Raw genomic sequence first — 12,174 nt, forward strand, 5'->3', positions numbered from 1 at the left:
GATCCCGACGAGGATCAGGGCGACGAGGGCGAGAGCCAGGGCGAGGACGATCCCGACGAGGCCGAGGGCGAGGGCCAGTCGCCGCAGCAGACCGCCGACGACCAGGGCGACACCACCCAGCAGGAGGCCGAGAGCGCTCAGCAGGAACTGACCGAGGCGGAGGCCGACCCGGACGCCGAGGACGCCGACCAGCCGCCGGAGATCGGCGAGGGCGACCAGCCGTCGCGACCGGACTTCACCGGCGATCCGAAGGTCGCGCCCTATCAGGTCTTCACAACCGCCCACGACGAGATCGTCGAGGCCGAGGACCTGTGCGACGCCGAGGAACTGACCCGGCTGCGCGCCTACCTCGACCAGCAGCTCGCCAGCCTGTCGAACGTCGTCAGCCGCCTGGCCAACCGCCTGCAGCGCAAGCTGCAGGCCCAGCAGAACCGCGCCTGGAGCTTCGATCTCGAAGAGGGAATGCTCGACGTCGCCCGCCTGACGCGGGTGATCATCGACCCCACGGCCCCCCTCTCCTTCAAGGAAGAGAAGGACACCGAGTTCCGTGACACGGTCGTCACGATCCTGATCGACAATTCCGGCTCGATGCGCGGCCGGCCGATCATGGTCGCCGCGGTGTGCGCCGACATCCTGGCGCGGACGCTGGAGCGGTGCGGCGTGAAGACCGAGATCCTGGGGTTCACCACCCGCGCCTGGAAGGGCGGCCAGAGCCGCGACGAGTGGCTGAAGGCGGGCAAGCCCGCCCAGCCCGGCCGGCTGAACGACCTGCGCCACATCATCTACAAGGCCGCCGACGCCCCCTGGCGCCGCGCCCGGCGCAACCTCGGCCTGATGATGCGCGAGGGCCTGCTCAAGGAGAACATCGACGGCGAGGCGCTGATGTGGGCCCACAAGCGGCTGATCGGCCGGCCCGAGCAGCGGCGCATCCTGATGGTCATCTCCGACGGCGCGCCGGTCGACGATTCCACCCTGTCGGTGAACTCCGGCCACTATCTGGAGCGGCACCTGCGCGAGGTGATCGGCGAGATCGAGGCCAAGAGCCCCGTGCAGCTGATCGCCATCGGCATCGGCCACGACGTCACCCGCTACTACCGCCGGGCGGTCACCATCGTCGACGTCGAGCAGCTGGCCGGGGCGATCACCGACAAGCTCGCCGAACTGTTCGACGAGGAGCCGCGTCGGGCGACCCAGCGGACGGCCGGCCTCCTGCCGCCGCCGCCCAACACCCACGGTCCCGCGCCCGGCCGGCCGCCGGCCCCGCGGCGCACCACCTTCCAGGACGTGCGGAGCGCCCGCGGGTGAGGTTCGCCGCCGGGTTGTGGCTGGCGGCGTCCTTGAGCGCCTGCGCGCCGGTGGCGGAACTGCCGCTGGCGCCGGTTCCGGCCGGTCCCGGGATCGGCATCGACGCCGCGCCCGTGCCGCTCGATCCGACCGAGCCGGAACGCATGCGGATCGGCCGCTTCGCCTATGCCGGCGGGGTCCATCTCACCTCGCGCCAGACCTCGCGCCTGCACGGCCTTTCCGACTTGAAGGTGACGCCGGACGGCGCCCTGGTCGCCGCCAGCGACCAATCCGACCTGCTGCGGGCCAGGGTCGTGCTGGACGGAGCCGGCCGCCTCGTGGGCCTCGCCGACGCGCGGCTGACGGCGATGCGCGACGCCGAGGGTCGCGACCTCTACGTCGGCGGCCAGCGGGAGTACGATTCCGAGGGGGTGGCCCAGCTCGCCAACGGCGATTTGCTGCTCAGCTTCGAGCAGCACGACCGCATTCTGCGCTTCCCCGCCGCCGGCGGACCGCCGGTCGCCGCGCCCGCCCCGCAGATCGCCTACACCCACAACAAGTCGATGGAGGGCCTCGCCGCCGACCCCGCCGGCGGGCCGGACGCCTACCGCACCGCCATTGAGGCGACCGGTCAGACCTTCTTCTGCCGGCTGTCTTCCGGCTGCCTCCCGGGCTTCACGATCGACCTGGAGGGCCTGGAGCTCACCAGCCTCGACATCCTGCCCGACGGACGGACGGCGGCGCTCCTGCGCGGCTACTCCGTCGTCGGCGGCAACCGCGTGAAGCTGAAGCTGCTCGACCGCCAGGGCCGCGAGATCGACGCCATGACCCTCGTTCGTCCGATGACCGTCGACAACTTCGAGGGCGTCGCCGCCGTCCCGGGCCCGCGCGGCACGATCCGATTCTACCTGATCTCCGACGACAACTTCGGAACCTTCAACGGCGCCCCCACCGACCAGCGCACCCTGCTCCTCGCCTTCGACTGGCGGCCGTAGTCCCTACTCCCCCCGCGTAGCGGAGAGGAGGAGAGGAAAAGCGCGCAAAAGCAAAAAGGCCGCCCCGAGGGGCGGCCTTTTCGGTGTCCGATGGACCTTGGCGCTTAGGCCGCGGTCTGCTCGGCGAGCTTGGCCTTGACCTGGCGCTTGATCTTCAGCGCGCGGGCCGACAGGTCGGCGTCCTTGGCCTTCAGCAGGAAGGCGTCGAGGCCGCCCTTGAAGTCCAGGGTGCGCAGGGCCGCGTTGCGAACGCGCAGCTTGAAGGATTGGCCGAGCGCTTCCGACTGAAGCGTGACCGGAGCCAGGGCCGGCAGGAAGCGGCGCTTGGTCTTGATGTTCGAGTGGCTCACGTTGTGGCCGATCATCGGACCGACGCCAGTGAGTTCGCAACGACGCGACATAGCGAGATAACCTTCGCACGGGAAATGGGCGCTGCGGGCGAGAGCCGACCGCGCGGAAGCGGGCGATATAGAGGAAGGCGCCGCGGCGCGTCAAGCCGCCGGACCACGACTTTCCGCCGACATGGGATGATCCGCAGGACCGGCGCCTTGTAGGTGGCGTTGTGGCGAAAAGCGACTCGGATACAATGGGTTGTAGGGAACAAAGATCGAATTGCTGGGAGTCAGCGATTCGATCACGCTTCGTTTCGGCCTCGTTCCATAAGCCCTCTTATCCTTGTTTCGCGCGCGCCGGGCTTTCCCACCGCGCCGTCAGGACCTGGTTGGCGTCGATCCGCCGCCCCTTCTGCATGACCTCCAGGTGGACGTGGTCGGTCATGCCGCCCGGATACTTGTCCTGCAGGCTGCGCACCTCGCCGATCGGCCGGCCGACCGCCACCGTCTCGCCCACCTCGACGCCAGGCTCGACGTAGAACACCCGGGCTGCATAGCCGAGCGCGGGGTTGGTGATCTCCACGAAGCGCAGGTCCTGGTCGCCGGCATAGGCGTAGCCGATCTTCGTCACATAGCCGGAGATCGGTGCGGCGACGCTCTGTCCCGCCTCGGCCGTGAAGTCGACGCCCTCGTGCCGACGCGAGCCGCCGTCGCGGCGGGCCCCGTACGCGCCCGAGCCGTAGGCGTCGTGATCCCGCGGCGCGCCGCCCGTCGGGTTGGCGAAGTCGGCCTCGCCGTCGCCGTCGACGTCGTCGCCCTGCCAGACCAGCTGCTGCGGCTCGACTGGCCAGGCGTCCTGGAACCGCAGGTCCTGGACCGCCGCGGCCACCGCCCCGCGGGCGCCGATCAGGCCCGCCTCGCGCGCCGCCGGGCTCGCCAGCGCCGCCGTCCCGGCCAGCAGCGCGGTAAAGGCCATCACCTGAGCCAGTCGTTCCTTCGCCGTCTCCGCGGCGCGCATGCGGGTGCGCAGCATATATGTCCGCCCTTTCTCTCGATGCGATGTGCGCCGCGCCGGACAGGATGCCGGCTTCCAGGCCCACAGGATGCGTTCGTCGCGGCGCCGAGTGGCCGCAGGTCCGTCGAGGGACGCTCCAATAAGTTGCGGAACATCCGGGCGGAATATGGGCGCGCGTGTTTCACATGTGATGCGACATTGGGACACCCCCGTTATCCGGCGGGAACGAACGCCCCTCGGCGCGCTTCCTCTTAGGTGCAGCTTGCAGAGGAGGCTCGCTTGCCCGACTCCCTTGCGAACCCCACCTTCAGGTCATGAGCGACCGCCCCTCCGGTGCGGCCCCGTCGCGGCTTGTGGCGGTGCTGGGCCCGACCAACACGGGCAAGACCCACCTCGCCGTCGAACGCATGCTGGGCCACGCCTCCGGCATGATCGGCCTGCCGCTGCGCCTGCTGGCGCGTGAGGTCTACGACCGCATCGTCAAGCTGCGCGGCGCGCGGGCGGTGGCGCTGATCACCGGCGAAGAGAAGATCGTCCCGCCCCGGCCGCAGTATTTCGTCTGCACCGTTGAGGCGATGCCGCTGTCCCGCGAGGTCGAGTTCCTGGCCGTCGACGAGATCCAGCTCTGTGCCGACCCCGAGCGCGGCCACGTCTTCACCCACCGCCTGCTTCACGCCCGCGGCACCGCCGAGACCATGCTGCTCGGCGCCGCCACCATGGCGCCGCTGGTCCGCCGCATGCTGCCGCACGCCGAGATCGTCAGCCGCGAGCGGTTCTCCAACCTGACCTACGCCGGGTCCAAGAAGCTAACCCGCCTGCCGCGGCGCACCGCCGTCGTCGCCTTCAGCGCCGACCAGGTCTACGCCATCGCCGAGCTGATCCGCCGCCAGCGCGGCGGCGCCGCCGTCGTCATGGGCTCGCTCAGCCCCCGCACCCGCAACGCCCAGGTGGCGCTCTATCAGTCGGGCGAGGTCGATTTCCTGGTCGCCACCGACGCCATCGGCATGGGCCTCAACATGGACGTCGATCACGTCGCCTTCGCCGGGTTGCGCAAGTTCGACGGCCGCCGCACCCGCTACCTCCACCCGCAGGAGATCGGCCAGATCGCCGGCCGCGCCGGCCGCTACATGCGCGACGGGACATTTGGCGTCACCGGCGAGGCCGACGAGATGGACACCGACCTCGTCGAGGCGATCCAGAACCACGAGTTCGAGCCCGTGACGGGGGCCGAGTGGCGCAACCACCGCCTCGACTTCGACAGCGTCGGCGCGCTGATGGGCGCCCTGGCTCGCCCCCCTGAGCGCGAAGGGCTCAAGCTGGCCGCCGAGGCGCTCGACGAGAAGGTGCTGCGCCAGCTGGCCGCCGACCCCGACGTCGCCGGTCGCGCCAAGGGCCGCGGGACGGTCATGCGGCTGTGGGACGTCTGCCAGACTCCCGACTTCCGCAAGGTCGCCACCGACGACCACGTCGCCCTGGTCAAGGACTTCTTCCTGCAGTTGACCGGCCGCCGCGGCCGGATGTCCGACGACTGGATCGCCCGGCAGTACGGCCACCTCGACCGCACCGACGGCGAGATCGACGCCCTCGCCGCCCGCCTCGCCAGCGTCCGCACCCTCGCCTACGTCGCCAACCGCCCCGACTGGCTGGCCGACCCCGCGAACTGGCAGGGCCAGACCCGGGCGCTCGAGGACCGGCTCTCCGACACCCTCCACGAGAAGCTGATGGCCCGCTTCGTCGATCGGCGGACCAGCGCGCTCATGCGCGGCCTGCGGGTCCGCGAGGAGATGATGGCCGGCGTCGCCGACGACGGCGCTGTGACCGTCGAGGGTTATGTCGTCGGAAAGTTGACGGGCGTCACCTTTGAAGCCGCCCAGGGCGCCAGCGTCCTTGAGGAAAAGGCCCTGCGCCAGGCCGCCCTGCACGCGGTCGGCCCGGAACTCGCCCGCCGCCTCGGCCGCCTGGCCGGCGAGCCGGACGAGGCCTTCCAGATCACGCCGGACGGCGTGATCCTCTGGCGCGGCGAGGCGGCCGGCGTCATTCGCGGCGGCCAGCCCTTCAGCCCCCGCGTCCGCCTCCACGGCGAGCTCGGCCCCGACCCCGCCCGCCAACGCGCCGCCCGCCGGCTCGAGGCCTTCGCCGCCAGCGAGGCCGCTCGCCGGATGGGCGTCCTGCGCCGCCTCGAGGCCGCCATCGCCGACGGCAAGCTCAAGGGCCTGGCCCGCGGCATCGCCTACCGCCTCGTCGAGAACGGCGGCCTCCTCGACCGCAGCCTGGTCAAGCAGGAAGCCCGCGCCCTCAGCCAGGTCGAACGGCGGGCCCTGCGCGGTCTCGGCGTCCGCCTCGGCGCCTTCTCGATCTGGATCCCCGCCCTCCTGAAACCCGAGGCCCGCGCCCTGGCCCAGGTCTACGCGGCCCGCGATACCCCGGACTGGGCCCCGTCCGCCGAAGGCCTCTGCCGCCTCCCTCAACCGCTGCCTGGGCCCCGCACCCTCTCCGCCTATGGCCTGCGCGCCGTCGGCGGCCTCTGCGTGCATCACGAACACCTCGAACGCCTCGACGAACTGCTCCGCGAGGGCCCGAAACTCGCCGGCGGCGCCGTGCTCACCGACGCCGCCCGCGACGAGCTCGGCTGGACCGAGGCCGAAGCCCGCGAGATCCTGCGCGGCCTCGGCTACGCCCCGGTCAACCGCCCGAAGGCCGGCGAGCCGCTCGCCTGGCGCCGCCGCGGCGAACGCGGCCCGCCCCCCGAGCCGGTCGTCCCGCAATCGCCGTTCGCCGCGCTGGCCGCCCTGAAGACCCAGCCGGCGCCCGCTCGCCGCCCTCGCCGTCGCAAACCCAAGCAGGCCCGCGCATGAGCGACGACGGCTGCCGCGCCGACGTCTGGCTCTGGCGCGCCCGCTTCTTCAAGACCCGGTCCCTGTCGGCCAGGTTCGTCGAGGAAGGCCGGGTCCGTCTGCACCGCGGCGGCCAGGAAAGCCGTCTCGACAAGCCCTCCCGCACCGTGAAGGTCGGCGACCATCTGGTCTTCGCCGTCGGCGGCCGTCTGACGGCAGTCCAGGTCGAAGCCATGGGCGAGCGCCGCGGCCCGCCCGCGGAGGCCCGCACGCTCTATTCGGCGCTCGACGAAGACGAAAGTTCCTAATACGTTCCCCTTACTGCTGGGGGGAAAGCCATGACCGACCGTCTGCAACGCGCGACCGGCGGCTTCAAGCCGTTCAACTGGCTGGCCGGGCGATCCGGTCGCAAGGAGTACTGGCTCTATATCGGCGCGTTCTTCGCATTCGGCGCCCTTATGGCGATCCTCGGCCTTGATTTCGGCCAGGCGGGCGCCTTGGGGTTTCTCGTGGCGTTGTGGGCCCGGCGGTTCCACGATCTCGGCCGGACCGGCTGGTGGGCATTGGCCGTGGTCGCCGTGCAGTTCGCCCTCATCGTTCCGGCCGTGGGTCTGGGCGAAGACGCGGTTCTTCTGGTTTCGGCGGCGGCGTCGATCCTCGCCATCGTCGTTATGGGCGCGATCCCCGGCCAGCCGCATGATAACCTGTTCGGCCCGCCGCAAGGACGCCGGCCGGTCAGTGAGACCTTCGGCTAGGGCGCTCTAAGCGGGCTTGCAGAAATCCTCGCACGGCGGCGGCATTGACTTTGCGCCCCCCTGCCCCGAAAACCCCGCCGCCCTTAGCGTCGGGCCGGAGCCCTCATTTCTACCGATGACCTACATCGTCACCGATCCCTGCATCAAATGTAAGTTCATGGATTGCGTGGAGGTCTGCCCCGTCGACTGCTTCTACGAGGGCGAGAACTTCCTCGCGATCAATCCGGACGAGTGCATCGACTGCGGCGTCTGCGAGCCCGAGTGCCCGGTCGACGCGATCAAGCCGGACACCGAGGACGACCCCGACGGCAAGTGGCTGCGGATCAACTCCGAGTATTCGCGGGTGTGGCCCAACATCACGGTGAAGGGCGAGCCGCCGGCGGACAAAGAGGAATACGAGCGCGAGACCGGCAAGTTCGAGAAGTATTTCTCCGAGAAGCCCGGCCGCGGCTCCTAAGCCTCACCAAGCGCCCAGTCTGGGCCGCGGAAGCTGCGCCGGCCCAAGCCTTTCTTTCGGCTGAATTTTATGCTATCGTCATAATGGACGTGGCGATAAGCCCCTGCGCTTGCCCGTCTTGCTGAACAGCCTCGCGCCTTCGCGGCGCGGCGAAGGCGAAGGGTGTCTTAAGAGGTCCACTTAACCGTCAATCGATGTCGCCGCCGCACTTCTAGCGGCTGGGGTGGCGTCGTCGCTTGAGTGGTCGGCGGCCGGCCTTGGTGGGCCGAACAGTTTCGAAAGAGGATTTGCGATGAGCAAGAGCGGTCATGATTTCTCGGTTGGCGATCACGTCGTCTACCCGGCCCACGGCGTGGGTCAGGTGCAGGGGATCGAAACCCAGGAAGTCGCCGGCCTGAAGCTCGAGGTCTATGTCATCACCTTCGACCACGAGAAGATGACCCTGCGGGTGCCTACCGCCAAGGCGAAGACAGCCGGTCTGCGCCCGCTGGCCGAGACCAACGTCGTCTCCCAGGCCCTGACTACCCTGAAGGGCCGCGCCCGGGTTAAGCGCACCATGTGGTCGCGCCGGGCGCAGGAATACGAAGCCAAGATCAACTCCGGCGACCTGATCTCGATCGCTGAGGTCGTTCGCGACCTCCACCGCGCCGAGAACCAGCCCGAGCAGTCCTATTCCGAGCGCCAGCTCTATGAGAGCGCCCTCGACCGCATGGCCCGGGAAGTCGCGGCCATTGAGAGGATCGACCGGGAGGCGGCCATCGGCATCCTCAACAAGTCGCTGATCAAGGCCGTCGCCGCCTAAGCGTCCACGCCACGCCAGAGACAAAGACGCCCGCCGGGAGACCGGCGGGCGTTTTGCGTTGGGGCGGCCTCAGAACAATCCGGCGCGCTGGGCGATGATCACCGCGGCGACGATCAGGATCAGAGCCTGGATGATCTGGTTGAACGGCGAAGGCAGCGGCAGCTTCTGGACGGCCCACGCGATGAGCGCGGCGACGACCAGGACAATGATTGCGAAGACGATGATCGACATTGGGCTCTCCGGTCCGGCGTTTATGCTCTAGCTAAAGCTTGGCCGGACCGAAGCGTTCCCGCGGGCCCTCAGTCCTCTTCGGCGTTGGCCAGCACCGGCGCCGGCTCGGCGCCAGGTCCTTTATCGAGTTCGCGCCGCAGCTTCTCCCGGTCGAGATCGCCTTCCCAGCGCGCGATGACCAGGGTGGCGACGCCATTGCCGACGAGATTGGTCAGCGCCCGGCACTCGCTCATGAATCGGTCGACACCGACCAGCAACGCCAGGGCGGCGATCGGCAAGTCCGGGATCACCGCCAGGGTGGCGGCCAGGGTGATGAAGCCCGCCCCCGTCACCCCGCTCGCGCCCTTCGAGGTCAGCATGGCGACCCCCAGCAGGGTCAGTTCCTGTGTCAGCGTCAGCGGCGTGTTCGTCGCCTGGGCGAGGAACAGGGTCGCCAGGGTCATATAGATGTTGGTGCCGTCGAGGTTGAAGCTGTAGCCGGTCGGGATCACCAGGCCGACTGTGCCCTTGCCGGCGCCCAGCCGCTGGAGCTTCAGCATCATCTGCGGCAGCACCGATTCCGACGACGAGGTGCCGAGCACGATCAGCAGTTCTTCGCGGATGTAGCGGATGAACTTCAGGATCGAGAACCCGGCCAGGGCGGCGATGGCACCCAGCACCACCAACACGAAGATGACGCTCGTCGCGTAAAAGGTGGCGATCAGCGACAGCAGGTTCACGAGGGCGTCGAGGCCATATCGGCCGATGGTGAAGGCCATGGCGCCGAACGCGCCGATCGGGGCCAGCTTCACGATCACCCCGATGATCCCGAAGAACAGCTTCGAGATTTCTTCCAGGCTCTCGGCCACCTTGTCGCCGAACCCGCCCATGCGATTACAGGCGAAGCCGGTCAGGATGGCGATGACCAGCACCTGCAGAAGGTTGCCGCCCGCGAAGGCGCCGACGAAGGTGTCGGGGATCAGGTGCAGCAGATAGTCGACCAGGCTTTCGCCATGGGCCGCCTTCTCCGCATAGCCGGCGGCGATGGACGCGTCGAGGGTCGCGGGATCGACGTTGAATCCGGCCCCGGGCTGCACGACCCGACCGACGATCAGGCCGACGAGCAGGGCGAAGGTCGAGACCACCTCGAAGTACAGCAGCGTCTTGGCGCCTAACCGGCCGAACGCCTTCATGTCGCCCATGCGGGCGATGCCTGCCGCGACCGTGCAGAAGATGACTGGCGCCACCGCCATCTTGATCAGCTTGATGAAAGCGTCACCCAGCGGCTTGAGCGAGGCGCCGGTCTCGGGCCACAAGGCGCCGACGGTCATGCCCAGCACGACGGCGATCAGCACCTGGATGTAGAGGACCTTCAGATACCGCACGCCGTCTCCCCCGTTCGGCGCCCTCGCGCCCGCCCCCGGGCGTTCGTCGCCCGTTTTGACGGACAACGCCTAGTTCAGCCCGCGCCCCGCGCCAAGGGGGAGCGGCGTCAAGGTGGCGGCCCGGGAGGGACTCGAACCCCCGACCTTGGCTTTAGGAAAGCCCTGCTCTATCCGGCTGAGCTACCGGGCCGCGTAGGGGTGGCTTGCCACGAAGCTGCTGCGCGAGACAACCCGCCGGCGGCGAAATCGCCGCCTAGAGCCCGTCAGCGAACGTCCTGATCCGAGGCCAGACTGCACCGTCGGTCTCGTAGCCGCGCGCCGTAGGCGTCAGCGTGACCTCGATGGAGCCGCTGCGACGCACGCCATGAGCCTCGATCAAGTCACCCGTGAGTTCGAGGAACTCACACAGCAGCGCCTCGCGCTGAATCACCGCCAGCACCACCCGCTCCTCGTGCTCGTACGGGACGTTGCAGCGGAATGCGCCATCGGCCGCCTGCGCGACCACGACGTGGATCGGATAGCGGGCGCCCTTGATGATCGCATAGAGATCGACCGGCGCACCGCCTCGCGCACGAGGGTCGTCGGTCTCTGGGAACGTCGGGTGGCCGCCGCACATCTGGATGAACCCAGCGACAATGTTGACCGCACCGTCGGCCAGGGCATTGCGGATCCGGCCCTCGCGGGGCTCGACCTCGTTGGCGACGCCTAGAACCAGCCACGCTTCGTCGACCTCGAGGAGCTGGGCGATGATGGTGATCTTCTCCGGCCGCGGGCGCGCCACGCCGGTAAACCACTTGCTGACCGTCTCGTTGCTGACGTTCATCCCGAACCGCTCGACGAGTTGGCTACGGACCCACGCCTGGCGGCCACGGTTGTAGCCAGGCACATGGGGATTGTCGTCGCAGGCCTTTTGCAGCCGAAGAGCGAAGGCGCGGTCGCGACGCACCGGGCCGTCGCCGTTCGCGCCCCGCAGCGCGCGGGAAGCCAGACCACGATCCGCCTCGGGCACGAGGGTCGTCGGCTGTCGTCCCGTCTTGGACACGCTTCCTCCACCGCCTGGAGGCCTGGCTACGCGATCACGGCCCCGCCCCGAGCGAGTGCCCCGCGTGCGAGTCCTCGCAAGCTGGCCTTAGGCCCGTCCTTCGGCGTTCAGTCAAGATTCCTGTTACGGCGCGTCCCCACGAATTATTGATGGCGAAGGTGTATATTCTTCCCGGCACGTGAACACTCACGCAATCGCACGGCTTGCGAGCACGAATACTGGTTGCCGGATCGGCCAATTCACGGGTCGTGGCCGGACAGAGGAACGTGGCGGTCAGTCGGCTAGCCCGAGCGAGACGCCAAGAGATGCGCATCGCCACTTCCGGCTTGCATCTTTCCCGACGCTCCACCCTGATGCGCAAGGTCGGGGATATCGTTATGAAGCCGATATTCATAACGTGACGGAGGATGGACATGAAGTACACCACCGTGTTCCTGGCCGGCGGCGCCGCGTTGATGCCCGGCGTCGTCGCCTACGCTCAGCCGGCCGCGGAGGCGCCGCGCCCGCCCGGCAAGACGGCTGTTGAGCTTCTTCCCGCGCCCGTGAAGCTGACCGTGACGACGCCCGCCTTCCAGAACGGCGCCGACATCCCCTACGAGAACACTCAGTACCGCGGGAATGTGTTCCCCGGTCTCAAGTGGACGGCCGGTCCGCGGGGCACGCAGTCCTACGCCATCATCATGCAGGACAGCACCTACAACCGGAACGGGGCGGCGCTTGTCCACTGGTCGATGTTCAACCTGCCCCGCTCCACAACCAGACTGCCGGCGGGCATGGCCCCCGACGCCAAGCCCGCGGGCTCGAGCTACGGCGTGAACTACAAGGGCCCTGCCCAGCCCTACACCGGACCCCGCACGCCGCCCGGTCGACGCAACAACTACCACTTCGCGGTCTTCGCCCTCGACACCCGCCTGCCGGATAACGCCGGCGAAAGCTACGAGACGCTGACGAAGGCGATGGAGGGGCACGTGCTGGCCAGCGGCGAAATCGTCGGCATCGGTCAGCGCGATCCCGCCGCGCCGCCCGATCCGCCCCGACCCGCCAGGCCGGCGCAATAAGGAGA

General features: G+C 69.0%; 13 protein-coding genes and 1 tRNA gene. 8 read left to right on the forward strand and 6 right to left on the reverse strand.

Annotated features, from left to right (window positions below):
* Both ACILRF_RS03735 and ACILRF_RS03740 read left to right on the forward strand, forming a co-directional pair.
* Positions 1-1,305, forward strand: a 1,305-nt coding sequence (locus ACILRF_RS03735) for a cobaltochelatase subunit CobT (RefSeq protein ID WP_395670927.1), incomplete at its 5' end; no start/stop codon positions are given.
* On the forward strand, positions 1,302-2,279 hold the full coding sequence (locus tag ACILRF_RS03740; protein ID WP_395670928.1) for an esterase-like activity of phytase family protein: 978 nt from the start codon (positions 1,302-1,304) through the stop codon (positions 2,277-2,279). The genes ACILRF_RS03735 and ACILRF_RS03740, both read left to right, overlap by 4 nt.
* A gap of 104 nt (positions 2,280-2,383) precedes the next feature.
* On the opposite strand, the gene rpmB is transcribed toward ACILRF_RS03740, so the two are convergent.
* Complete coding sequence (gene rpmB / locus ACILRF_RS03745) at positions 2,384-2,680, reverse strand: 50S ribosomal protein L28 (protein ID WP_395670929.1); 297 nt, start codon at positions 2,678-2,680, stop codon at positions 2,384-2,386.
* A 268-nt stretch (positions 2,681-2,948) separates the two neighbouring features.
* Positions 2,949-3,644 carry a M23 family metallopeptidase gene (locus tag ACILRF_RS03750; protein WP_395670930.1) on the reverse strand — a complete coding sequence of 232 codons (696 nt, stop codon included), beginning with the start codon at positions 3,642-3,644 and terminating at the stop codon, positions 2,949-2,951.
* A 296-nt stretch (positions 3,645-3,940) separates the two neighbouring features.
* Here ACILRF_RS03750 and ACILRF_RS03755 point away from each other — a divergent pair, with 296 nt between their 5' ends.
* The 5 genes from ACILRF_RS03755 (at position 3,941) to ACILRF_RS03775 (ending at position 8,474) form a co-directional block, all read left to right on the forward strand.
* Positions 3,941-6,481 (forward strand): helicase-related protein, encoded by a 2,541-nt coding sequence (locus ACILRF_RS03755; RefSeq protein WP_395670931.1) that lies wholly within the window; start codon positions 3,941-3,943, stop codon positions 6,479-6,481.
* Positions 6,478-6,768 carry an RNA-binding S4 domain-containing protein gene (locus ACILRF_RS03760; protein WP_395670932.1) on the forward strand — a complete coding sequence of 97 codons (291 nt, stop codon included), beginning with the start codon at positions 6,478-6,480 and terminating at the stop codon, positions 6,766-6,768. Before ACILRF_RS03755 ends, ACILRF_RS03760 begins: the two co-directional genes overlap by 4 nt.
* Positions 6,769-6,798: 30 nt before the next feature.
* Positions 6,799-7,215: a DUF805 domain-containing protein gene (locus ACILRF_RS03765; protein WP_395670933.1), complete on the forward strand. Its 417-nt coding sequence runs from the start codon at positions 6,799-6,801 to the stop codon at positions 7,213-7,215.
* 115 nt (positions 7,216-7,330) lie between these two features.
* The gene (fdxA, locus tag ACILRF_RS03770; RefSeq protein WP_395670934.1) at positions 7,331-7,672 is read left to right on the forward strand and encodes a ferredoxin FdxA; all 342 of its coding nucleotides are present in this window, start codon (positions 7,331-7,333) and stop codon (positions 7,670-7,672) included.
* A 292-nt stretch (positions 7,673-7,964) separates the two neighbouring features.
* Complete coding sequence (locus ACILRF_RS03775; RefSeq protein ID WP_395670935.1) at positions 7,965-8,474, forward strand: CarD family transcriptional regulator; 510 nt, start codon at positions 7,965-7,967, stop codon at positions 8,472-8,474.
* A gap of 69 nt (positions 8,475-8,543) precedes the next feature.
* On the opposite strand, the gene ACILRF_RS03780 is transcribed toward ACILRF_RS03775, so the two are convergent.
* The 4 genes from ACILRF_RS03780 to ACILRF_RS03795 all read right to left on the reverse strand — a co-directional run bounded on the left by ACILRF_RS03780 (position 8,544) and on the right by ACILRF_RS03795 (position 11,111).
* Positions 8,544-8,705 carry a hypothetical protein gene (locus ACILRF_RS03780; protein ID WP_395670936.1) on the reverse strand — a complete coding sequence of 54 codons (162 nt, stop codon included), beginning with the start codon at positions 8,703-8,705 and terminating at the stop codon, positions 8,544-8,546.
* Positions 8,706-8,773: 68 nt separating this feature from the next.
* Positions 8,774-10,060, reverse strand: coding sequence for a dicarboxylate/amino acid:cation symporter (locus tag ACILRF_RS03785; RefSeq protein WP_395670954.1), 1,287 nt, complete (start codon positions 10,058-10,060; stop codon positions 8,774-8,776).
* A 122-nt stretch (positions 10,061-10,182) separates the two neighbouring features.
* Positions 10,183-10,259 (reverse strand) — tRNA-Arg (locus tag ACILRF_RS03790).
* A gap of 63 nt (positions 10,260-10,322) precedes the next feature.
* The gene (locus ACILRF_RS03795) at positions 10,323-11,111 is read right to left on the reverse strand and encodes a helix-turn-helix domain-containing protein (RefSeq protein WP_395670937.1); all 789 of its coding nucleotides are present in this window, start codon (positions 11,109-11,111) and stop codon (positions 10,323-10,325) included.
* A gap of 413 nt (positions 11,112-11,524) precedes the next feature.
* Between ACILRF_RS03795 and ACILRF_RS03800 the strand changes: the two genes are divergently transcribed.
* Complete coding sequence (locus tag ACILRF_RS03800) at positions 11,525-12,169, forward strand: YbhB/YbcL family Raf kinase inhibitor-like protein (RefSeq protein ID WP_395670938.1); 645 nt, start codon at positions 11,525-11,527, stop codon at positions 12,167-12,169.
* The last annotated feature ends 5 nt before the right edge of the window (positions 12,170-12,174 follow it).

This window comes from Phenylobacterium sp. (genome assembly GCF_044236515.1).
Classification (GTDB): domain Bacteria; phylum Pseudomonadota; class Alphaproteobacteria; order Caulobacterales; family Caulobacteraceae; genus Phenylobacterium.